We start from the raw sequence: 20,576 nt of genomic DNA, 5'->3' as shown, positions 1-20,576 counted from the left end.
CTACTGATGCACGGCGAGCTGGTAGGCCGTGTATTTACGAATGTTGATCACGCCAGTGTCGAAAATCAGGTATTGGCCCTTGATCCCCAGCAGCGTGCCTTCGGCGATCGGGTTCTTGTCCAGGTTGAAGCTGACGATCTTGGCCGGGTACTGCTCCACCGGGTAACGAATCTCGATGGGCTCGACGTCCGCTATGGTCTGGATCGCTTGCAGGCCGAATCGTTCCTGCAAGCCTTGCAAACCCTGGGCGCAGCTTTCGAACAGCGCGTCGCGGATCGCCGGCAGGTCCACCGCTGTCGCGTCACCCTTGAGCAAGGCGCGCCAGTTGGTCTTGTCCGCTACCTGGCTGCGGAACAGGTCTTCGACAAACCCTGACTGCTGGCGGGTGGCGACCCGCAGGATCGGCAGCGCCTGGCTGGCGCCCTGGTCCAGCCAGCGGGTCGGCAATTGCGTGGCACGGGTGATGCCGACCTTCACGCCCGAGGAATTGGCCAGGTACACCACATGGTCGGTCATGCAGAACTGCTCGCCCCAGGCCGGGTCACGGCAAGTGCCCGCGTCGAAATGACAACGCTCCGGGCTCATGATGCACAGGTCGCACTGGGCTAGCTTGGTCATGCAAGGGTAGCAATAACCCTGGCTGAAGCTGGTCTTGGTCCGGCGTCCGCAATGGGTGCAGTGGATCGCGCCGAGGTACTCCAGGCGGATCGTGCTGCCGATCAATGGGTTGACCGGCACCTCGACCTCGTCCAGGCGAAAGGCGTATTGAACGGTCGGCCCGTCAAGGCGTGCCGACATCTTGCTGATTGCACCGCGGCCAATCTCGATCAATGGATGGCGTCCGACTTGAACAGGATATTGGGCACTTCGATCGACTTCGATTGGCATTCCTGCGGGCCCATGTAGCCGGTGCGCTCGTCTTCGGGCAGGTTCTGGACTTCCCAGGCGATCATGGCCTGCAGTGACAACTCGCGCTGCTCGGCGGTGAGCTTGTTGCCGTCGGCCCATTTACCGATTTCCACGGCCAGTTTCAGGCTGCGGTAGATATCGGGGGTGATGTTCTTGATCATTTCATTGAAGGAAGACATGGGTTCTCCGCGCAATCGCGCATTCTCAAAAGGCACAGGCGCCGGTCAAAGGGCCATTTTACGGCGAGCGAACAGCCCGCCCAACAAGCCCGTGAAGCACCCGACGAGCAGCCCGCCGACGTGGGCGGCATTGGCGATTTCACCGAAGCCGATCAGCGAAACCAACCCGGACAGGCACAGCAGCAACCACACCAGCATCATCACCAGCACCCCGCGGGGCAAGTGATAGGCCGGGTTCGGTGCGAGCAGTTGGTAGATCCAGCAATGGCCCAGCAGGCCGTACAGCACGCCGGACAAGCCGCCGAACAGCGTCGGCCCGCTGAAAAAGTACTGAGCGAAATTGGAAACGAGGCTGAACAGCAGCGTCAGCCCCAATAGGTTGATACCGCCCTGGCGCGCTTCGATCCGCCGCCCCAGTTCCCAATACCACATGCCATTCATGGCGATGTGCAGGAAGCCGAAGTGAATCAGCATCGGCGTTACCAGGCGCCACCACTGCCCCGCCGCCAGGCTATCGCCCAACGGCGTGAACTGGATGTAGTCGCCAACGACGCGGAACTCGAGGAAGGTCAGCCAGCGCAGGATCTCAAGATTCTCCCCCAGCAGGGTGACCGCGCTGACGATCAGGCTCAGCAACAGCACCAGGGCCGTCACTGGACTGCGCGTCAGTTGCTGGACGAACCCGGCTCGCCGGGAAGTACCCCCTGTGTCTGGCAGTTCCAACTGCTGATCGGGATCGCCGGCGGGAAAACGAGCGTACAACGCACGCACGTCCTCGCTGATTTCATCCGGCACCCAGAGCACCTGCTCGCCGGCCTCTTCGCTGACCCGATGGGGCACCTGCATGCGCTGCAGCAGCTTGACGAAGCCGCTCAGGTCCACTGCCAGGGGCAGGCGCAGAACCGCGACAGCACTCATTTCACCACCTCCGGCCGTTCGACATCGACCCAGACGAACTTGTGTGGATCCAGGCGGGTTTCCTGGTCGAGGCGATAGGCGACCAGCTTGCCGTAGAGCACCGCGCTGTAATCCAGGCAGGCCAGGTTCGGGCGGATCGGTGCGGGTTTGCCACTGCGCCAATAGTGACCGACGAACAACAGCGGCTCATCGACGCCATAGCGCAGCAGGTTGTTCTTTTCATCCGACGACAGCGGCGTGCGGGCCACCGGTTCCGGCAAGGCGTCGGGCTGGAACACGATATCGCCGTAAGTCTGCGGGTTGTCTTCCCAGAACTTGGTGCGGAAAAACGAACGGGTCAGGCCATCGCCACCCGTCAGCGTCAGGCCGTGGGGCAGGCGCATGTCCGTACCGCGCAGCAAGCGATCGAACACCGTGCAGGCAAAACTGCCCGGTTGCGCCGAGGCCTGGAGGAAATGCTCGTCGACACAACCGTCCGGGAACAGGCCCCGCAGCGGTTCGATCAGGCCGGCATCCCAACAGGCGTGCACCACCCGGAAGCGGCCAGCGTCGACAAACAGCGGCAGCTCATAGAACCATTCGAGAAAGTCATGCCAGTCGCCGGGATGCTGCTCGAACTGGGTCAGTGTCTCGTTGAGCAGGCGGGCATGGCGCGGCGTGTGTTCGCGCACGTAGCGCTGGCCGCTGCCCGGCAATGCCGGTGTGCTCCAGCCCAGGGCGTTGAACTCGTGGTTGCCCATGATGCACAGCGCTTGGCCGGCCATGACCATGTCATGGACGATGTGCAGCGCCTCGCGGATCCGCGGGCCACGGTCGATGATGTCCCCCAGGAACACGGCCATGCGCGACGAATGCCGCCAGACCCCGCCCTGCTTGTGGTAACCGAGTCGGTCCAGCAGGTGTTCCAGGGTCAAGGCGCATCCGTGCACGTCACCGATCAAATCGTAACTGCGCGCAGGATCGAGCATCAGTCGCCTCCACCCCCCAACCGACTGCCCCAGCCAAGCTTGGTCCGGCAGACTTCGTAGTAATTGTGATCCAGCGGATGGATCAGGCGCAGCTTCTGCGCTTTTTTGCTGACGGTGATGGTGTCACCCGGCGCGCAGGTGAAATGGTTCTGGCCGTCACAGGACACTTGCGGGTAGATCTGCATATCCTTGGACACGACGATTTTCAGCTCACTGTTGCCATCGACCACGATCGGTCGCCCAGACAAGGTATGGGGGTACATGGGCACGATCACAATAGCGTCGAGCTTGGGATGCATGATCGGCCCGCCGGCCGACAGCGCATAGGCGGTGGAACCGGTGGGGGTGGCGACGATCAGGCCGTCGGCTTTCTGGCTGCAGACGAACTGGCCGTCGATGTACAGCTCGAATTCGATCATCCGCGTGGATTTACCAGGGTGCAGCACCACGTCATTGAGGGCATCGCCCTGGCCGATAGCCTCGGCGTGACGACGGACCTCGGCCTGCAGCAGGAAACGGTTTTCCACCAGGTAGTGGCCGTCCAGGACCTCGGCGACCTTGATCTCCAGCTCGTCGGGGCGGATATCGGTGAGGAACCCCAGGCTGCCGCGGTTGATCCCCAGCACCGGGATGTTGTGCCGCGCCAGGGCCCGGGCAGCCCCCAGCAGGCTGCCGTCGCCGCCGACCACGATGACCATGTCACAGACTTCGCCGAGCATCTTGCGCGACGACGTCTGCAGGCCATGGCCCGGCAGGACTTCGGCGATGGTATCTTCGAGGATCACATGCAGGTGCCGCTCCAGGAGGAAACGTTTGAGACGGCGAACGGTGTCCAACACCTGCGAACTGCCCAGGCGACCGATGATGCCGATATTGCGAAATTGCTCCATGAGGCTCCTGCGAGGGTCTGCGGCGGGCGAAAAACACGATTATGGGCGAAAGCGCGCCGTAGACAAAATCCTTTAAGCCTCCAGCGCAACGGCTATGCTCGCAAGATGATCCTGTTCCCTGAATTGCTGGACTTGCCCCGACGCCTGCACCATCCCGAAGTGCGCGACCTCGCGTGGGCGATCATCGCCCCGCCGATGCTCATCGACACGCCCTGGCCCCAGCGCCATCCCCTGGCTGGCAGTGATTGGGTGCAGGAGCCTGGCCGGCTGGAACACTGGCTGCGACAACTGGACCGCGACAGCTATCCATTGCTGCACTGCCTGTCCCAAGGGCGAACGCGCCGCCTGGGCCTGTATTACGAAAGGCTGTGGCAATTCGCCGTGCAGCATGCCCCGGGCATCGAATTGATCGCCGCGAACCTGCCGATCCGACGCGAAGGCCATACCCTCGGTGAACTGGACCTGTTGCTGCGTGATCGCGACGGCATCCACCACCTGGAACTGGCCATCAAGTTGTACCTTGGCCCCCAGCACGGAAACGGGCTGGACGCCGCGCAATGGCTGGGCCCAGGTTGCCATGACCGGCTCGATCGCAAGCTGGCGCATCTGCGCGAGCACCAATTGCCGATCTCGGCCCGCCCGGAAAGCCGCGAGGCCCTGGCGGCACTGGGCATCGAGCCCTCGGGCCTCGAGCTGTTTCGCTCCGAGCTCTGGCTGGGCGGGTATTTGCTCTACCCCTGGCCGGGCCAGGCCGAACCACCGGCCGGTGCCCATCCCAGGCATTTGCGCGGGCGCTGGCTGCATCAACGGGACTGGCCTGCGTTCATCGCCCAACGTCCGCCGGGTCGCTGGCAACCCCTGCCCCGCGCCGCCTGGCTGGCCCCGGCGCATTATCCGGCCGAGCAAACCTGGAGCACCGCGCAACTGGACGCCTGGCGAATGGCCCTGGACCCCATGGCGCCGGCACAGTTGATGGTGCGCCTGAGCGAAAACGCCGAGGGCGAGTGGGAAGAAGCCGAGCGGGTGTTCCTGGTGGCGGATCGTTGGCCGGATGTGCCGGGTAACAGCTGAGTTGGGCGGTGTCTGGACGTCCGTCTTCGCGAGCAAGCCCGCTCCCACATGAGAATGCATTTCAATGTGGGAGCGGGCTTGCTCGCGAAGGGGCCACTACGGTCTAGAGTGACAACCGCACAGCCAACGCCGCCAACGTCACCAGCAGCACCGGCACCGTCAGCACAATCCCGACCTTGAAGTAATACCCCCAGCCGATCTGGATATTCTTGCGCGCCAGCACATGCAGCCACAGCAACGTCGCCAGGCTGCCAATCGGCGTGATTTTCGGGCCCAGGTCGCTGCCGATGACGTTGGCGTAGATCATCGCCTCCTTCACCACCCCGGTGGCCTGGCTGGCGTCGATGGACAAGGCGCCGATCAGCACCGTCGGCAAATTGTTCATGGCCGACGAGAGCAACGCCGTCAGCACACCGGTGCCCATGGCCGCACCCCACACGCCATATTCGGCGAAACCGTCGAGCCAATGGGCCAGGTAACCGGTCAGCCCGGCGTTGCGCAGGCCATAGACCACCAGGTACATGCCCAGGGAAAAGATCACGATCTGCCAGGGCGCTTCCTTCATTGCCTTGCGGGTGGATATCTTGTGGCCGTGGGCCGCGACCGCCAGCAGCAACGCAGCACAGACCGCCGAGATCGCACTGATGGGAATCCCCAGGGGCTCCAGGGCAAAGCAGCCCAGCAGCAGGATCACCAGTACCGCCCAGCCGGCATAAAACGTCGCCTTGTCGTGGATCGCCGTCGCCGGGTCATCCAACTGATGCGGGTCATAGTCACGTGGGATATCGCGGCGAAAGAACCACAGCAGTATCGCCAGGCTGGCCGCCACGCTCACCAGGTTCACCGGCACCATGACCGCCGCGTAGCGGTTGAAACCAATGCCGAAAAAGTCCGCCGAGACGATGTTCACCAGGTTCGACACCACCAGCGGCAGGCTCGCGCTGTCGGCAATGAAACCGGCGCCCATCACGAACGCGAGGGTCGCCGCCGGGGAAAACCGCAGGGCCAGCAACATGGAAATCACGATAGGCGTGAGGATCAGCGCCGCCCCGTCATTGGCAAACAACGCCGACACCAGCGCCCCCAGCAACACCATGAAGGCAAATAGCTTGCGCCCACTGCCCCGGCCCCAGCGAGCCACATGCAAGGCCGCCCAGGCGAAGAACCCCGCCTCGTCCAGCAGCAGACTGATGATGATCAGCGCGACGAACGTCCCGGTGGCGTTCCAGATGATCTGCCAGACCAGCGGGATGTCACTGACCTGCACCACCCCGCTCAACAAGGCCAGCACGGCGCCCAGCGTCGCGCTCCAGCCAACGCCCAACCCCTTGGGTTGCCAGATCACCAACGTAATGGTCAGCAGGAAAATCAACGACGCGATCAGCATGCGCAACAGCCTTGAAAAAGGGATGGGAAAGAAGGACTCAGCAGCAACGCGCCACCGGACGATCAGGCATGGCATTCAAGCGCTGCACATCCGCTGTCAGCCAGGCAGCGCTGGCCGCCAACGCCTGCTCCAGCATCGCACTGACCCAGGCCGGTAACTGCGGGTGCTGGCGGTAATAAACCCACTGCCCCTGCCGCCGGTCGCTGAGCAGCCCAGCGTTGCGCAACTGCGCCAGGTGCCGGGAGATCTTCGGCTGGCTCAGGCCCAGCGCGGCGGTGAGCTCACAGACACACAACTCGCCTTCACGGGCCACCAGCAACGCAATGCGCGTACGGGTGTCATCGGCCAGGGCCTTGAAGACATCGACGGGATTGGGGGAATCGGGCATGGCGGAAACAGTCTGGCTGAGCGAGCGGAGAATATATGGAATTTCGAATATCCAGTAAAGCAGGGATTTGGATTTGTCAGACGCGTTTGCAGATGTACATGCACTTGTGGCGAGGGGATTTATCCCCGTTGGGGCGCGAAGCGCCCCCATTCAAATTGTCTGACACACCAGGGTGTTGGGTTTGGGGCCGCTTCGCAGCCCAGCGGGGATAAACCCCCTCGCCATAGAGGTGCTTGGCTTGAAGTTCCAGTGGACGTCAAGCCTTCTTATGCTGCTCGACCCACTTGCCATAGGCATCGATGAATTTTTGCAAGAATGGTCTGACAGACTCCGACAGGTTGCCCGCCTCGTCGAACGCCGTCCCGGCGTTACTCAGATAGCCTTCCGGCTGCTGCATGCAGGGCACGTCAAGGAACACCAGGGACTGGCGCAAATGATGATTGGCGCCGAAACCGCCAATGGCACCCGGCGAAGCACTGATCACCGCACCCGGTTTGCCACTCAGGCAACTCTGGCCGTAGGGACGCGATCCCACATCGATGGCATTTTTCAACGGTGCCGGCACTGAACGGTTGTATTCCGGCGTGACGAACAACAAGGCATCGGCCGCACCCACCTGCTGACGGAAAGTGCTGTAGGCTGGCGGAGGGGAAACATCGATGTCTTCGTTGTAGAGCGGCAACTCGCCAATCTCGATGATATTCAGCTTGAGGTTGGCTGGCGCCAGGTCAGCCAGTGCCAGCGCGACCTTGCGGTTGATCGATGCCTTGCGCAGGCTGCCCACCAAAACGGCCACTGTGTAGACATTACTCATGAGAGGCTTCTCGACTGTCGGCTCAAAGGAGCCTGTAGTTATAGATGATCGGGGTGACAATTGGACCAGTGGAACGACAAAAACCGGCCGGCTGGACTATTTTTTTCATGTAGGAAAACTTACCGCGCTTGACCAGGGTCTACAGAACCGCAAATCGAGTGATTTATTTCCAGAGGTTCTAAGCAATGGCAGCAGTACTTGTCGGACAATTTCATGCGCGGGACGCCGAAGGTCGCGTCTATTCGGTGCATGAGTTTCAGGAATCGACCCCGTCGCCCGACGGAAACGGCAAGGAGCCTGTCACTACCTATAAATTGGCTATCGGTGATCGAGTCAACAAACTCGACGACGGCAAATTTATTCTCGTGCAATCTCAAATCGAATTGACGCGCGAACCGGAAACGCCACTGCCTACTCAAACGCCCGCTGAAACGCAAATAGCTTCATAACCGTTGGTTATGAGCAGAAGTCATACCCGGACTTGGGTTAGGATTCAGCCACTCAATGGCTCATCCGCCGAACATGGACTTCTTGCATGCGTTTACGCCACATCGAAGTGATCCAGGCGCTGCTGCAGACCGGCCACCTCGGCACGGCGGCCGAATGGCTGCAACTGCCGGTGGCGGAGGTCGAGGCGATACTGCGCGATGCCGAGGCCCAATTGGGTTTCATGCTGTTCGCCAGTGTGCGCGGTCGTTTGCAGGCGACCCGGGAAACCCTTGAATTACGCGACGGTATCACACGGGTGTACGACACCCTCGAACCGGTGCAGCGCCTGGCCAGCAGCCTGAAACACCATCAAGCAGCGCCCTTGCGCATTATCTGCACACCGCCACTGGCCCAGCGGTTGCTGCCCCAGAGCATCGCAGCCTTGCGTCGTCGCCATCCGGATGCCCCGTGCACCCTGCTCAGCCGACCGACCCGCGACATCGTCCACAGCCTGCTGTTGCGCGAAAGCGACCTGGGCCTGAGCCTGCACGACCCTGAACATCCCGACATCCATTGCCAGATGATCGCCCAGGGCAAACTGCAATTGCTCGCGCCCCACGGCTGGCTGCAACCCCGTCAAAAATATATTTCGCTTCAGGACCTGGCGGGCCAGCCGTTGGTGGGCCTGGATGGCCACGACCCGCTGAGCCCTGCATTCGAGCATAAACTGGCGGCGCTGCGTCCGGCGCCCATGATCCAGCTCCGCGTCCAGACCCATCAGATGATGCGCGCCATGGTCGAGGCCGGAGAAGGCCTGGCCATCGTCGACCCGTTCACCGCCTCGGGCGCCAAGGACGGCGGCCTCGACGTCTGTCCGGTATCGCCCGCCATCGCGATTGGCCTCTATGCCTTGAGCCTCAACGGTGCGCCTTCTTCAGCCGCCCTTCAATCGCTGCTGGAACGAATTACGGAACAAGCCGAGGCGCTGCTGAGCCACTGATCGACATGCCCAGTGGGTCGTCGAACAGCCGGTACCAGAACAGCGCGACTTCGGCGGTATGCCGGTCAATGCCGCGATAGCGCAGGTGATCGATACCACCCAGCACATAACCGCAACGCTCATAGAGCCGGCAGGCGCCCAGATTGTTGTTCTGGGTCTCGAGCATGATGCCAGGCAGTTTTTTCTTGCGGCTCCAGAACTGGGCGACATCGAGCAACGCCTTGGCCACCCCGTGGCGCCGGGCCGGGGCATGTACCGCCAGCTCGTCGATGTGGGCATAGCCGTTCCAGTTGGTACTGACCACCAGGTGCCCGACGGGCTGGTCATCGAGGTAGGCCATGAAGATCTCGCTGTCCGGGGCATCGCGGAAGCTGCTGAACTCTTCGGGATCGATGCCATAGCACTTGCGATAGGGAACGATGGGCGTCACCGGCCATTGGCTGACGGGACGGCCGATCTGCGCCGTCGCGTAGTCGCTGACTTCAAAGCTGAAATCGCTGCCCCAGATGTAGGCGGCAAAGCCATCATCGACGATGCGCACCGACAGGCCGGGGTGCTTGGGATTCATGACCGGTTGCATACTGGGGAAGGTCCTCATTCCTTGAAGCAACCAACGGCGTGGCGCCATCCATTGCCCTTGTCTTTCAAATCATCACACATCAAGCGGGATCCGTAGCCTGCCCGTTACCTCAGGGTAGAAGGTCGTGGCAATTGTGGCGAGAAATGAAGGAGTACAGCTGGGCCCTGTAGGAGCTGCCGAAGGCTGCGATCTTTTGATCTTTCGCTTGAGACTCGAGTGTCCGGGGAAAGATCGCAGCCTCGCTTCGCTCGACAGCTCCTACAAGACCGTTGCAGGGTTTCATCAGTGCGTGGCGGCCTGTGCCTCGGCCAACTGTGTCCACAATGCCGGAGCACCCGCGGACTTGGCGATGGCTTCCAGACGCGCGGCATGCTCGGCCAGGTCGCTTTCGCTGGCGCGGATGATCCGCGATGGCTGGCGGTCGGCGGGCAAACGGCGAATTTCCGTGGCCTGGTTGCCGGAGCCTTCGCCGGTGCCGTTGCCATCCGAGGCGTTGCCGGCGAGGGACAGGCTGGTCTGGCCGCCGGTCATGGTCAGGTAGACGTCGGCCAGGATCTCGGAGTCGAGCAAGGCGCCGTGCAGTTCACGACCGGAGTTGTCGACACCGTAGCGCTTGCACAAGGCGTCGAGGCTGTTGCGCTGCCCCGGATGACGCTCCCGGGCCATCATCAGGGTATCGAGGATGGTGCAATGCTGGGTGATGTCGGCCCGATCGTGCTGCCCCATCAGGGCGAATTCGTTGTTGATGAACCCGACGTCGAACGCCGCGTTGTGGATGATCAACTGCGCGCCCTGGATGAATTCGAAGAACTCATCGGCCACTTCGGCAAAACGCGGCTTGCCCACCAGGAACTCGTTGGTGATGCCGTGGACGCCGATAGCGCCCTCGTCGCTTTCGCGGTCCGGTTGCAGGTAAACGTGGAAATGGCGACCGGTCAGGCGCCGGCCGATCAGCTCGACACAACCGATTTCAATAATCCGGTGACCATCGGTCACCGGCATGCCGGTGGTTTCGGTATCCAGTACTACAGATCTGTTGGCCATCAGTGTTCAGCTCTCAACGGGCAGTCTTGCAAAAGCGCGGATCTTAACACGCTCCAAGGGAATGACTGACCACAGCTTTTGTGGCGAGGGGATTTATCCCCGCTGGGCTGCGAAGCAGCCCTAAAGCCAGGCACCACAGTGCGCCAGGAAAATTGAAGGGGGGCGCTTCGCGCCCCAGCGGGGATAAATCCCCTCGCCACAAGTGCGCATGTTTCAGTGGACATGGTTGCATCAGGCCTGCTTGTAGCCCCGTACCTCATCCACCCCACGATTGGCCAATTGGTCGGCCCGCTCGTTGCCGTGGTGGCCGATGTGGCCACGCACCCATTTCCAGGTAACGTTGTGGCGGTTGACCTGCTCATCCAGCAGCTTCCAGAGGTCGGCGTTTTTCACCGGTTCCTTCGCCGCCGTCTTCCAGCCGCGCTTCTTCCAGTTGGCCATCCACTCGTTGATGCCTTTCATCACGTATTGCGAGTCGGTCACCAGCAGTACATCGCAAGGCCGCTTGAGCTCTTCCAGGCCACGGATGGCGCCCATCAGCTCCATGCGATTGTTGGTGGTATTGGCTTCGCCGCCCCAGAGCTCCTTCTCCACGCCCTTGCACACCAGCAACGCGCCCCAGCCGCCCGGGCCGGGGTTGCCCTTGCAGGCGCCATCAGTGAAGAGTTCTACGCTATCGCTCATGCCAATCTATCCAGAAAAAATGCAAAGGCCAGCCGATCAGGCGTTGATGCCTGTAGTCGAAAGGCCGGCCAGGCCTGCTAAAAAGGGGTTATGGCTCGATGTGACGACGATTGACCTTGGCCATCGGCAAGGGAATCAGCTTGCCCATCGGCTCGCGTCGCGCCTGACGCACCGGGCGCAGCCCGACCGCGATCTTGCGCGCCACCAGCAGGTAGAAACCACCGCCGGACAGCTGCCAGTCGCCGGCCTTGCGCTCCCAGCCGGCCAGGCGAGCCTGCCACTTGGGTGACGCAAGCGGCGGACGATAGCACCCGAAGCGGCGTTTCTCCAGCGCGAAGCCCAGCAGGTTGAGCCAGTCGCCGACCCTCGACGCCGAGATGCAACGGGCCTGGCGCAAGGCGTCGTGGGCAAACACATGACGCAACCCCCAGGTGCTCCAGGGGTTGATACCGATGATCAACAGATGCCCGCCGGGGCGTACGCTGCTGGCGGCTTCACGCAGCAGACCGTGGGGCGACAGGCAGAAATCCAGGCCGTGCTGCATGACCACCACGTCGGCGGCATGTTCGCTCAGCGGCCAGGCCTGCTCCTCGCAGACGATTTCCACCCCGGGCAACGGCGCCCCCAGGCGCACGTTGCGCTGGACCTGCGGTGCCGACGGCGGCGTTTGCGCCGAAGGCCCGTAGTGCACCAGATAGCCGCCAAAGAACCGGCCCAACTCGTCTTCGAGCATGCGCCGTTCCTCTTCCAGCAAAAATTGCCCGACAGGGCCGGACAGCCATTCACGGGCGGCGCTGATCAACGCCAGCCAGTCAGGATCAGCCTGAGCGAACGCTTCATCGGTCATTGCATTCTCCAACGCGTCAGGAAGTTCTAAGATGCGCCTTTGTTTTCCGCTTGGCGAATTCCGCGATGATACAGATCAGTGCCCTGCCCGCGTTCACCGATAACTACATCTGGTTGTTACAGGATCACTCCACCCAGCGCTGCGCCGTGGTCGACCCGGGAGATGCCGCGCCAGTACAGGCCTGGCTCGACGCCCATCCGGGCTGGGTCCTGAGCGACATTATGATCACTCATCATCACCATGATCATGTCGGCGGCGTCCAGGCGTTGAAGAATGCGACGAACGCCACCGTCTACGGCCCGGCCAGCGAAAACATCCCGGCGCGGGACCAGGCCCTGCATGACAACGACCAGGTCAGCGTGCTCGGCTGGGACTTCGATGTCTACGCGGTGCCTGGCCATACACTGGGGCACATCGCCTACTACCACCATGGCCTGCTCTTTTGTGGCGATACCCTGTTCGCCGCCGGTTGCGGCCGGCTTTTCGAAGGCACGCCCGCGCAGATGCACCATTCCCTGGGTCGCCTCGCCGCCTTGCCTGAAGACACGCTGGTCTACTGCACCCATGAATACACCCTCAGCAACCTGAAGTTCGCGGCCGCCGTGGAGCCGGGCAATCCGGACATCGCCGACCGCCTGGAAAAAGTCGCCCGCCAACGCAACGAGGGCATCATGACGCTGCCCTCGACCCTGGCCCTGGAAAAACTCACCAACCCGTTCCTGCGCACGACTGAAACATCCGTTAAACAAAAAGCAGACGAACGGAGCGGCCAGCGAAACCAGACGCCGAGTGAGGTTTTTGCGGCCTTGAGGGCTTGGAAAGATACGTTCTAAGGCAGCTATCGATTGATACAAAAATTCTGAAAGGTTGACCTGTTGGGGTGCGCTTCCTAGAATCGGCCGACATTTTTGCCCGGAACTTACTTCCAGCCAATGTCGTCATCTATACGCAGGTCCGTCCAGTCAGACACATTGACCCGCTTGGCTCAAGCCATCGCGGTGGCTGTGTCCGCCACCCTGGCGGGCTGCCAGAGCACGAGCCAGCTGCCGCAGACCGACGCGGCGCACACCCCGAATATCGCCGCTCGCGCCAAACAGAAGCCGGTATGGCTCACCGAGAAACCCAGCCCCCAAGTGCCCCAGGACATCTGGGAACGCATGCGCCAGGGCTTCCAGTTGCAGGAAACGGCCGGCGTCAACCCGCGTATCGAGCAACAGCGCCTGTGGTTCGCCAGCAACCCTTCCTTCCTGGAAAACGCCGGTGAGCGCGGCAGCCTGTACATCCACTACATCGTCGAACGCCTTGAAGAACGCAACATGCCGCTGGAACTGGCGCTGCTGCCGGTGATCGAGAGCGCCTACAACCCCATGGCCTATTCCCGGGCCAACGCGGTGGGGCTGTGGCAATTCATCCCGTCCACGGGGCGTTACTTCAACCTGCGCCAGACCCGCTTCTATGACGGGCGACGCGACATCACCGCCTCCACCACGGCCGCCATGGACTACCTGACGCGCCTGCATGACATGTTCAACGGCGACTGGTTGCTGGCGCTGGCGGCCTACAACGCCGGTGAAGGCACGGTGAGCCGCGCCATCGAGCGCAACGAGAAGCTTGGCCTGCCCACCGACTACTGGAACCTGCCGCTGCCCAGCGAGACCCAGGCCTATGTGCCGAAGTTGCTGGCGCTGTCCCAGGTGGTGCTCGCGCCCGACGCCTATGGTGTGAACCTCAACCCGATCGCCAACGAACCCTATTTCCAGGTCGTCGAGATCAACCAGCGCATGGACCTGTCCAAGGTCGCGGCGGTGGCCAACATCGACGAAGACGAGCTGTTCCAGCTCAATCCGGCCTTCAAGCAGCGCACCACCATCGACGGCCCCCAGCATCTGTTGGTGCCGACATCCAAGGCCCAGTTGCTGACCGCCAGCCTGTCGACCATGCGCCCGGAAGAGCTGATCAGCCAGCGCGCGCTCAAGCCGGTTTTCGAATCAGCCGACGACAGCGAAGTGGAAGGTGCCAGGCGCACCTACCGGGTCAAGCGCGGCGACAACCTGGCCCAGATCGCCAAGGCCAACAACGTCCAGACCAAGGACCTGCAGCGCTGGAACAAGCTCAGCGGCAACAAGCTCAAGGTCGGCCAGACCCTGGTGATGCAGGACGCCAAGGCCAGCAAGGCCACCGGTAAGCGCATCAGCACGGTGGTAGCCGCCAACAGCAAGGACCAGAAGAAGCAGACCCAATACAAGGTCAAGCAGGGCGATTCGTTGTACGTCGTTGCCAAGCGCTTCAACGTGGAAATGCAACACCTCAAGCGCTGGAACCCGCGGATGGGCAAGGCGCTCAAGCCTGGGCAGATGCTGACGGTCTACTCCCCCCACTAAGCCTCGCGGTGGCTGAGGGGATTTTTGTGGTGAGTTTTTTGTGGTGAGGGTTTTTTTGTGGTGAGGGGATTTATCCCCGTTGGGCTGCGAAGCAGCCCTAAAGCCAGGCACCACGGTGTTTAAGGAAGTTTGGATGGGGTCGCTTCGCAACCCAGCGGGGATAAAACCCCTCGCCACAGGTTCCGTGCTCGACGGATATCCACCACCTTACTGACATTACCCGCTAAAACCCGCCTTTTTCCTGCCGATACAAGCTGTTACTGTACAGGCCATAAAGCCCAAGCCGCCTGGATCGGATCTCAGACTTGATACGTCCCCTCCTCCTGCTCCTGATCAGCCTGGCCTTGAGCTCTCCCGCCAGCGCAACCATCAGCGAAAGCCATGGCTATGCGCAGTTCGGCACGCTCAAGTACCCGGCCAGATTCACCCACTTCGACTGGGTCAACCCGCAAGCGCCCAAGGGCGGAGTCTTGCGGGTCATGGCATTCGGCACCTTCGATACGCTCAATCCCTACACGTTCAAGGGCAGCAGCCCGGTTTCCACGCCCAATTTCCTGCAATACGGCATCAATGAGCTGAACGAACCGCTGATGGTCGGCACTGGCCAGTACGCACCGTCCGGCGATGAACCGACGTCTAGCTATGGCCTGATCGCCCAGTCGGTGGAATACAGCGAAGACCGCAGCTGGGTAGTCTTCAACCTGCGCCCCGAAGCGCGCTTCCACGATGGCGTGCCCATCACCGCCTATGACGTGGCGTTCTCCTACAGGACGCTGCTCAAGGATGGCCACCCGCAATACCGCACCAACCTGCAGGAGGTGCTGCGGGTCGACATTCTCAATCCGCTGAAAATCCGCTTCGTCTTCAAGCGCGCGGGCAATCCCTTGCTGATCCTGCGCCTGGGTGAGCTGCCGGTGTTGCCCCAGCATTACTGGAAAGGCCGCGACTTCAAGGCGACGACCTTCGAACCGCCCCTGGGCAGCGGGCCGTATCGCATCACCAAAGTGCAGCCGGGCCGCCAATTGGTGTTCGAACGGGTCAAGGACTACTGGGGCAAGGACCTGCCGGTCAATCGCGGCAAGTACAACTACGACCGCATGGACGTGGAGTTCTACCGTGACAGCGAAGTCGCCTTCGAAGCCTTCAAGGCCGGCGAATTCGACATCTACATCGAACACCAGGCCAAGAACTGGGCCAACGGCTATCAATTCCCGGCGGTCAACCGAGGCGATGTGATCAAGGCGCAGATCCCCCACCAGATCCCGACCCAGACCCAGGGCCTGTTCATGAACACCCGGCGCGGCACATTCGCTGACGTCAAGGTGCGCGAAGCCCTGGGGCTGATGTTCGATTTCGAGTGGACCAACCGCACCCTGTTCAGCGGCGCCTACAAGCGCACCCTCAGCTATTACCCCAACAGCGAATTCTCCGCCACTGGCCTGCCGGTGGGTCATGAATGGTTGCTGCTCAAGCCGTACCGGGATCAATTGCCGCCCAAACTGCTCACCGAACCCTTCAGCTTGCCCAAGACCGACGGGCGCGGCATTCCCCGGGAAACCCTGCGCAAGGCATTGGGACTCTTGAAGGAAGCGGGCTGGAATCTCAACGGCCAACGCCTGCTGAACGCCGACCACCAGCCCCTGAGCTTCGAAATCCTGCTGGTGAACCCGAACCTGGAGCGTATCCTGCAACCCTACGTCGAAAACCTTGCCAGCATCGGTGTTCAAGCCCGACTGCGCACGGTGGACCGCGCCCAATACAAACAGCGCCTGGACCAGTTCGACTTCGACATGATCCTGCTGACCTTGAACCAGACCCTCAGCCCGGGCCTCGAGCAATGGCAGTACTTTCACTCCAGCCAGGTCGGGGTCAAGGGCAGCAAGAACTACGCCGGGATCGCCAACCCGGTGGTCGACCATCTGCTGGAGAAACTGCTCGCCGCCCAGACCCGCGACGAACAGGTCGCCGCCGGCAAGGCCCTGGATCGCGTACTGCTGTGGCAGCATTACTGCATTCCCAACTGGTATCTCAATTATCATCGCCTGGCGTACCGCAACCGGTTCGCCTTCGTCACCACGCCGCCCTATACCCTGGGCCTGAGCGCCTGGTGGCTGAAATCTTCGGAGAAAGATCAATGAAGCCTTTACGCGCCCTGCTCCTGCAGGCCAGCAGCCTGTTATTCGCCGGGCTGGCCTGCGCCGCGCCACAGCATGCCGTGACCTTGTACAACGAGCCGCCGAAATACCCCGCCAACTTCCAGCACTTCGACTACGTCAACCCGGACGCGCCCAAGGGCGGCATCTTCCGCCAGGGCGGCTTTGGGGGGTTCGACAGCCTCAACCCGTTCATCAGCAAAGGCGTGCCAGCCGATGACATCGGTCTGATCTACGACACCTTGGCCAAGCAGGGCCTGGACGAACCCTTCACCGAATATGGCCTGATCGCCGAAAAAATCGAGAAAGCGCCGGACAATGCCTGGGTGCGCTTCTACCTGCGCCCCGAAGCCCGTTTCAACGATGGCCATCCGGTACGGGCGGAAGACGTGGTCTTCAGCTTCCAGACCCTGACCAAGGACGGCGCACCGATGTTTCGCGGCTACTACAACGACGTCGCCGAAGTCATCGCCGAAGACCCGCTCAAGGTCCTGTTCAAGTTCAAGCACACCCAAAATCGCGAGCTACCGCTGATCCTCGGCCAATTGCCGGTACTGCCGAAGCACTGGTGGGCCGAGCGCGACTTCAACAAGGGCAACCTGGAGATTCCCCTGGGCAGCGGCCCCTACAAGGTCGCCGAAGTGAAGGCCGGCCGCTCGATCCGCTATGAGCGGGTAAAGGACTACTGGGGCAAGGACCTGCCGGTCAATCGCGGGTTCTACAACTTCGACGTGCTGGTCACCGACTACTACCGCGACAACACCGTCGCGGTCGAAGCGTTGAAAGCCGGGCAGTTCGATTACTGGCTGGAAATGACCGCCAAGAACTGGGCCAACGCCTACAACATCCCGGCCGTGACCGAAGGCCGGCTGATCAAGGAACAGATCCCCAACGGCAACCCCACCGGCATGCAGGGCTTTGTCTACAACCTGCGCCGACCGGTCTTCCAGGACGTGCGGGTGCGCAAGGCCTTGAGCCTGTTGCTGGATTTCGAGTGGACCAACAAGCAACTGTTCAACGGCGCCTACGCCCGCACCCGCAGCTATTTCGAGAATTCGGAAATGGCCGCCACCGGCCTGCCCGGCGAAGACGAACTGAAGATTCTCGAGCCCCTACGCGGCAAAATCCCCGATCAGGTCTTCAGCGAAGCCTTCCAGCCTTCGATGTGCGACGGCAGCGGCATGATCCGCGACCAGCAGCGCAAGGCCTACCAATTGCTGCAAGAAGCCGGCTGGCGCATCGTCGACGACAAGATGGTCGACGCCCAAGGCAAACCGGTGGTGCTGGAGTTCCTGCTGGCCCAGACCGAGTTCGAACGGATATTGCTGCCCTTCAAGCGCAACCTGAGCGACCTGGGCATCGACCTGGTGATCCGCCGAGTGGACGTGTCCCAGTACATCAACCGCGTGCGCTCCCGGGACTTCGACCTGGTGGTGGGCAGCTTCCCGCAATCCAGCTCGCCGGGTAACGAACAGCGTGAGTTCTGGATGTCCGCCGCCGCCGACAAGCCCGGCAGCCGCAACACCATGGGCCTGAAGGACCCTGCCGTGGATCAACTGGTGGAGCAGCTGATCAATGCCGACTCGCGCAAGAGCCTGGTGGCTCACGCCCGGGCATTGGACCGGGTCTTGCAATGGGGCTACTACGTGATTCCCAACTGGCACATCAAGACCTGGCGCGTGGCGTACTGGAACCACATCGGTCATCCGAAAATCACGCCGACCTATGACATCGGCACCACCACCTGGTGGGTCAAGCCGGAGGTCAAGCCGGCCGATGAAGTAGAAAAGCAGGTCATCGAGCAGCAAATCGCCGCCCCTGCGAGCGTGGAGTAACAAGATGCTGGCTTACATTTTTCGGCGACTGCTGCTGATCATCCCGACCCTGTTCGGCATTCTGCTGATCAACTTCGTCATCATCCAGGCCGCGCCCGGCGGGCCGGTGGAACAGATGATCGCCAAGCTCGAGGGTTTCGAGGGCGCCACCAGCCGCATTGCCGGCGGGGGGGCCGAGGTGTCGGTGGCCGGCTCTTCCTACCGCGGGGCCCAGGGTCTGGACCCGACGCTGGTCAAGGAAATCGAACGCATGTACGGCTTCGACAAGTCGGCCCCCGAACGCCTGTGGATCATGATCAAGAACTATGCCCACCTGGACTTCGGCGACAGTTTCTTCCGCGATGCCAAGGTCATCGACCTGATCAAGGAAAAGATGCCGGTGTCCATCTCCCTCGGGCTGTGGAGCACCCTGATCATGTACCTGGTGTCGATCCCGCTGGGGATCGCCAAGGCCACGCGGCATGGCAGCCATTTCGATGTATGGACCAGCTCGGCAATCATCGTCGGCTACGCGATCCCGTCGTTCCTGTTTGCCATCCTGCTGATCGTGGTGTTCGCCGGCGGCAGTTATTTCGACTGGTTCCCGTTGCGCGGGCTGACCTCCAACAACTTCGACGAATTGAGCATGGGCGGCAAGATCCTCGATTACTTCTGGCACCTGGCCTTGCCCGTGACCGCCCTGGTGATCGGCAACTTCGCCACCATGACCCTGCTGACCAAGAACAGCTTCCTCGACGAAATCAACAAGCAATACGTGGTCACCGCCAAGGCCAAGGGCCTGACCCGCCACCGGGTTCTCTACGGCCATGTCTTCCGCAACGCCATGCTGCTGGTGATCGCCGGCTTCCCTTCGGCGTTCATCGGGATCTTCTTCACCGGTTCCTTGCTGGTGGAAGTGATCTTTTCCCTCGACGGCCTGGGCCTGATGAGTTTCGAAGCGGCCATCAACCGCGATTACCCGGTGGTGTTTGGCACCCTGTTCATCTTCACCTTGCTGGGGCTGGTGGTGAAACTGATCGGCGACCTGACCTACACCTTTGTCGATCCGCGCATCGACTTCGAAAGCCGGGAGCATTGAGATGAACCTGTCCCCTCTCAATCGTCGTCGTTTCGAACTGTTCAAGGCCAACAAGCGTGGCTGGTGGTCGCTGTGGCTGTTCCTGATCCTGTTCGGGCTGAGCCTGGGCGCCGAGTTGATCGCCAACGACAAGCCGTTGGTGGTGCATTACGACGACGGCTGGTACTTCCCGGCCCTCAAGCGCTACCCGGAAACCACGTTCGGCGGCGAGTTCCCCCTGGAAGCCAACTACAAGAGCCCGTACATCCGTGAGCTGCTGGCGGCCAAGGACGCCTGGGTGCTGTGGGCACCGATTCCGTTCAGCTACCAGAGCATCAACTACGACCTGAAGGTCCCGGCCCCGGCACCGCCCTCCTCCGTGAATTGGCTGGGCACTGATGACCAGGGCCGCGACGTCCTGGCCCGGGTGATCTACGGCTTCCGTATCTCGGTGTTGTTCGCCCTGACCCTGACGCTGCTCAGCTCGATCATCGGCGTGGTCGCCGGCGCCTTGCAGGGCTTCTATGGCGGCTGGGTGGACCTGGCCGGCCAACGCTTCCTGGAAATCTGGTCCGGGCTGCCGGTGCTGTACCTGCTGATCATCCTCGCCAGTTTCGTGCAGCCGAACTTCTGGTGGCTGCTGGGCATCATGCTGCTGTTTTCCTGGATGAGCCTGGTGGACGTGGTCCGCGCCGAGTTCCTGCGCGGGCGCAACCTGGAATACGTGCGCGCCGCGCGGGCGTTGGGCATGCAGAACGGCGCGATCATGTTCCGGCACATCCTGCCCAACGCCATGGTCTCGACCATGACCTTCATGCCGTTCATCCTCACCGGCGCCATCGGCACCCTCACCGCCCTGGATTTCCTCGGCTTTGGCCTGCCGCCGGGCGCGCCGTCCCTGGGCGAACTGGTGGCCCAAGGCAAATCCAACCTCCAGGCGCCGTGGCTGGGCATCAGTGCGTTCGCCGTGCTGGCCGTGATGCTGAGCCTGTTGGTGTTCATCGGCGAGTCCGCTCGCGATGCCTTCGATCCGAGGAAGTGA

General features: G+C 61.9%; 21 protein-coding genes. 9 read left to right on the top strand and 12 right to left on the bottom strand.

Going from position 1 to position 20,576, the window contains the following annotated elements; translation table 11 throughout:
* The 5 genes from BLP82_RS03475 to BLP82_RS03455 are packed head-to-tail and all read right to left on the bottom strand — an operon-like array spanning position 1 to position 3,864.
* On the bottom strand, positions 1-831 hold the full coding sequence (locus BLP82_RS03475; RefSeq protein WP_072404542.1) for a DUF2797 domain-containing protein: 831 nt from the start codon (positions 829-831) through the stop codon (positions 1-3).
* Positions 828-1,088 (bottom strand): YeaC family protein, encoded by a 261-nt coding sequence (locus BLP82_RS03470; protein WP_072404544.1) that lies wholly within the window; start codon positions 1,086-1,088, stop codon positions 828-830. The genes BLP82_RS03475 and BLP82_RS03470 overlap by 4 nt, the downstream gene beginning before the upstream one ends.
* A gap of 45 nt (positions 1,089-1,133) precedes the next feature.
* Positions 1,134-2,006 (bottom strand): rhomboid family intramembrane serine protease, encoded by an 873-nt coding sequence (locus BLP82_RS03465; protein WP_092165375.1) that lies wholly within the window; start codon positions 2,004-2,006, stop codon positions 1,134-1,136.
* Positions 2,003-2,977 carry a metallophosphoesterase gene (locus BLP82_RS03460; RefSeq protein WP_170842267.1) on the bottom strand — a complete coding sequence of 325 codons (975 nt, stop codon included), beginning with the start codon at positions 2,975-2,977 and terminating at the stop codon, positions 2,003-2,005. Before BLP82_RS03460 ends, BLP82_RS03465 begins: the two co-directional genes overlap by 4 nt.
* Positions 2,974-3,864 (bottom strand): NAD(+) kinase, encoded by an 891-nt coding sequence (locus tag BLP82_RS03455; protein ID WP_003180647.1) that lies wholly within the window; start codon positions 3,862-3,864, stop codon positions 2,974-2,976. The genes BLP82_RS03460 and BLP82_RS03455 overlap by 4 nt, the downstream gene beginning before the upstream one ends.
* A 105-nt stretch (positions 3,865-3,969) precedes the next feature.
* Here BLP82_RS03455 and BLP82_RS03450 point away from each other — a divergent pair, with 105 nt between their 5' ends.
* Positions 3,970-4,935 (top strand): DUF1853 family protein, encoded by a 966-nt coding sequence (locus BLP82_RS03450; protein WP_092165373.1) that lies wholly within the window; start codon positions 3,970-3,972, stop codon positions 4,933-4,935.
* 103 nt (positions 4,936-5,038) lie between these two features.
* Here the strand turns inward: BLP82_RS03450 and BLP82_RS03445 are convergent, their stop codons facing one another.
* From BLP82_RS03445 to BLP82_RS03435, 3 genes are all read right to left on the bottom strand, one after another.
* Entirely contained in the window at positions 5,039-6,322 is a 1,284-nt protein-coding gene (locus tag BLP82_RS03445; protein ID WP_072404552.1) for an arsenic transporter, read from the bottom strand.
* A 37-nt stretch (positions 6,323-6,359) separates the two neighbouring features.
* Positions 6,360-6,710: a metalloregulator ArsR/SmtB family transcription factor gene (locus tag BLP82_RS03440; RefSeq protein ID WP_092165372.1), complete on the bottom strand. Its 351-nt coding sequence runs from the start codon at positions 6,708-6,710 to the stop codon at positions 6,360-6,362.
* A gap of 256 nt (positions 6,711-6,966) precedes the next feature.
* Complete coding sequence (locus tag BLP82_RS03435) at positions 6,967-7,524, bottom strand: NADPH-dependent FMN reductase (RefSeq protein WP_072404556.1); 558 nt, start codon at positions 7,522-7,524, stop codon at positions 6,967-6,969.
* A 185-nt stretch (positions 7,525-7,709) separates the two neighbouring features.
* Between BLP82_RS03435 and BLP82_RS03430 the strand changes: the two genes are divergently transcribed.
* Together BLP82_RS03430 and BLP82_RS03425 are read left to right on the top strand one after the other, a co-directional pair.
* On the top strand, positions 7,710-7,973 hold the full coding sequence (locus BLP82_RS03430) for a hypothetical protein (protein ID WP_081015420.1): 264 nt from the start codon (positions 7,710-7,712) through the stop codon (positions 7,971-7,973).
* Positions 7,974-8,059: 86 nt separating this feature from the next.
* Positions 8,060-8,953 carry a LysR family transcriptional regulator gene (locus BLP82_RS03425; RefSeq protein WP_092165371.1) on the top strand — a complete coding sequence of 298 codons (894 nt, stop codon included), beginning with the start codon at positions 8,060-8,062 and terminating at the stop codon, positions 8,951-8,953.
* On the opposite strand, the gene BLP82_RS03420 is transcribed toward BLP82_RS03425, so the two are convergent.
* The 4 genes from BLP82_RS03420 to BLP82_RS03405 all read right to left on the bottom strand — a co-directional run bounded on the left by BLP82_RS03420 (position 8,919) and on the right by BLP82_RS03405 (position 12,108).
* Complete coding sequence (locus tag BLP82_RS03420) at positions 8,919-9,533, bottom strand: GNAT family N-acetyltransferase (RefSeq protein WP_092165370.1); 615 nt, start codon at positions 9,531-9,533, stop codon at positions 8,919-8,921. The genes BLP82_RS03425 and BLP82_RS03420 overlap by 35 nt on opposite strands.
* A gap of 282 nt (positions 9,534-9,815) precedes the next feature.
* Entirely contained in the window at positions 9,816-10,577 is a 762-nt protein-coding gene (gene dnaQ, locus BLP82_RS03415) for a DNA polymerase III subunit epsilon (protein WP_060741972.1), read from the bottom strand.
* Between the two features lie 231 nt (positions 10,578-10,808).
* On the bottom strand, positions 10,809-11,261 hold the full coding sequence (gene rnhA, locus BLP82_RS03410; protein ID WP_030142629.1) for a ribonuclease HI: 453 nt from the start codon (positions 11,259-11,261) through the stop codon (positions 10,809-10,811).
* A gap of 88 nt (positions 11,262-11,349) precedes the next feature.
* The gene (locus BLP82_RS03405; protein WP_053119806.1) at positions 11,350-12,108 is read right to left on the bottom strand and encodes a class I SAM-dependent methyltransferase; all 759 of its coding nucleotides are present in this window, start codon (positions 12,106-12,108) and stop codon (positions 11,350-11,352) included.
* A 65-nt stretch (positions 12,109-12,173) separates the two neighbouring features.
* On the opposite strand from BLP82_RS03405, the gene gloB reads away from it, so the two are divergent.
* From gloB to BLP82_RS03375, 6 genes are all read left to right on the top strand, one after another.
* The gene (gloB, locus tag BLP82_RS03400) at positions 12,174-12,941 is read left to right on the top strand and encodes a hydroxyacylglutathione hydrolase (RefSeq protein WP_092165369.1); all 768 of its coding nucleotides are present in this window, start codon (positions 12,174-12,176) and stop codon (positions 12,939-12,941) included.
* A gap of 99 nt (positions 12,942-13,040) precedes the next feature.
* Positions 13,041-14,489, top strand: a complete 1,449-nt coding sequence (locus tag BLP82_RS03395; RefSeq protein ID WP_092165368.1) for a transglycosylase SLT domain-containing protein — start codon at positions 13,041-13,043, stop codon at positions 14,487-14,489.
* A gap of 305 nt (positions 14,490-14,794) precedes the next feature.
* Positions 14,795-16,627 (top strand): extracellular solute-binding protein, encoded by a 1,833-nt coding sequence (locus BLP82_RS03390; protein WP_092165367.1) that lies wholly within the window; start codon positions 14,795-14,797, stop codon positions 16,625-16,627.
* Complete coding sequence (locus BLP82_RS03385; protein WP_092165366.1) at positions 16,624-18,477, top strand: extracellular solute-binding protein; 1,854 nt, start codon at positions 16,624-16,626, stop codon at positions 18,475-18,477. The genes BLP82_RS03390 and BLP82_RS03385 overlap by 4 nt, the downstream gene beginning before the upstream one ends.
* Before the next feature lie 4 nt (positions 18,478-18,481).
* Positions 18,482-19,555, top strand: a complete 1,074-nt coding sequence (locus BLP82_RS03380; protein WP_060741968.1) for a microcin C ABC transporter permease YejB — start codon at positions 18,482-18,484, stop codon at positions 19,553-19,555.
* Between the two features lies 1 nt (position 19,556).
* Positions 19,557-20,576 carry an ABC transporter permease gene (locus BLP82_RS03375; RefSeq protein ID WP_092165365.1) on the top strand — a complete coding sequence of 340 codons (1,020 nt, stop codon included), beginning with the start codon at positions 19,557-19,559 and terminating at the stop codon, positions 20,574-20,576.

It is taken from the genome of Pseudomonas sp. NFACC37-1 (genome assembly GCF_900101575.1).
GTDB lineage: Bacteria > Pseudomonadota > Gammaproteobacteria > Pseudomonadales > Pseudomonadaceae > Aquipseudomonas > Aquipseudomonas fluorescens_AA.
Note: the sequence above shows the minus strand (reverse complement) of the source record. Positions and strands in the feature narration are given on the sequence as shown.

What these genes read in the sequence shown, in the direction of transcription:
- BLP82_RS03445 (WP_072404552.1), bottom strand. Translation starts at nt 6,322, where the DNA reads ATGCTGATCGCGTCGTTGATTTTCCTGCTGACCATTACGTTGGTGATC.
- BLP82_RS03450 (WP_092165373.1), top strand. Translation starts at nt 3,970, where the DNA reads ATGATCCTGTTCCCTGAATTGCTGGACTTGCCCCGACGCCTGCACCAT.
- gloB (WP_092165369.1), top strand. Translation starts at nt 12,174, where the DNA reads ATGATACAGATCAGTGCCCTGCCCGCGTTCACCGATAACTACATCTGG.
- BLP82_RS03385 (WP_092165366.1), top strand. Translation starts at nt 16,624, where the DNA reads ATGAAGCCTTTACGCGCCCTGCTCCTGCAGGCCAGCAGCCTGTTATTC.
- dnaQ (WP_060741972.1), bottom strand. Translation starts at nt 10,577, where the DNA reads ATGGCCAACAGATCTGTAGTACTGGATACCGAAACCACCGGCATGCCG.
- rnhA (WP_030142629.1), bottom strand. Translation starts at nt 11,261, where the DNA reads ATGAGCGATAGCGTAGAACTCTTCACTGATGGCGCCTGCAAGGGCAAC.
- BLP82_RS03375 (WP_092165365.1), top strand. Translation starts at nt 19,557, where the DNA reads ATGAACCTGTCCCCTCTCAATCGTCGTCGTTTCGAACTGTTCAAGGCC.
- BLP82_RS03455 (WP_003180647.1), bottom strand. Translation starts at nt 3,864, where the DNA reads ATGGAGCAATTTCGCAATATCGGCATCATCGGTCGCCTGGGCAGTTCG.
- BLP82_RS03465 (WP_092165375.1), bottom strand. Translation starts at nt 2,006, where the DNA reads ATGAGTGCTGTCGCGGTTCTGCGCCTGCCCCTGGCAGTGGACCTGAGC.
- BLP82_RS03425 (WP_092165371.1), top strand. Translation starts at nt 8,060, where the DNA reads ATGCGTTTACGCCACATCGAAGTGATCCAGGCGCTGCTGCAGACCGGC.
- BLP82_RS03470 (WP_072404544.1), bottom strand. Translation starts at nt 1,088, where the DNA reads ATGTCTTCCTTCAATGAAATGATCAAGAACATCACCCCCGATATCTAC.
- BLP82_RS03380 (WP_060741968.1), top strand. Translation starts at nt 18,482, where the DNA reads ATGCTGGCTTACATTTTTCGGCGACTGCTGCTGATCATCCCGACCCTG.
- BLP82_RS03395 (WP_092165368.1), top strand. Translation starts at nt 13,041, where the DNA reads ATGTCGTCATCTATACGCAGGTCCGTCCAGTCAGACACATTGACCCGC.
- BLP82_RS03440 (WP_092165372.1), bottom strand. Translation starts at nt 6,710, where the DNA reads ATGCCCGATTCCCCCAATCCCGTCGATGTCTTCAAGGCCCTGGCCGAT.
- BLP82_RS03435 (WP_072404556.1), bottom strand. Translation starts at nt 7,524, where the DNA reads ATGAGTAATGTCTACACAGTGGCCGTTTTGGTGGGCAGCCTGCGCAAG.
- BLP82_RS03405 (WP_053119806.1), bottom strand. Translation starts at nt 12,108, where the DNA reads ATGACCGATGAAGCGTTCGCTCAGGCTGATCCTGACTGGCTGGCGTTG.
- BLP82_RS03430 (WP_081015420.1), top strand. Translation starts at nt 7,710, where the DNA reads ATGGCAGCAGTACTTGTCGGACAATTTCATGCGCGGGACGCCGAAGGT.
- BLP82_RS03420 (WP_092165370.1), bottom strand. Translation starts at nt 9,533, where the DNA reads ATGCAACCGGTCATGAATCCCAAGCACCCCGGCCTGTCGGTGCGCATC.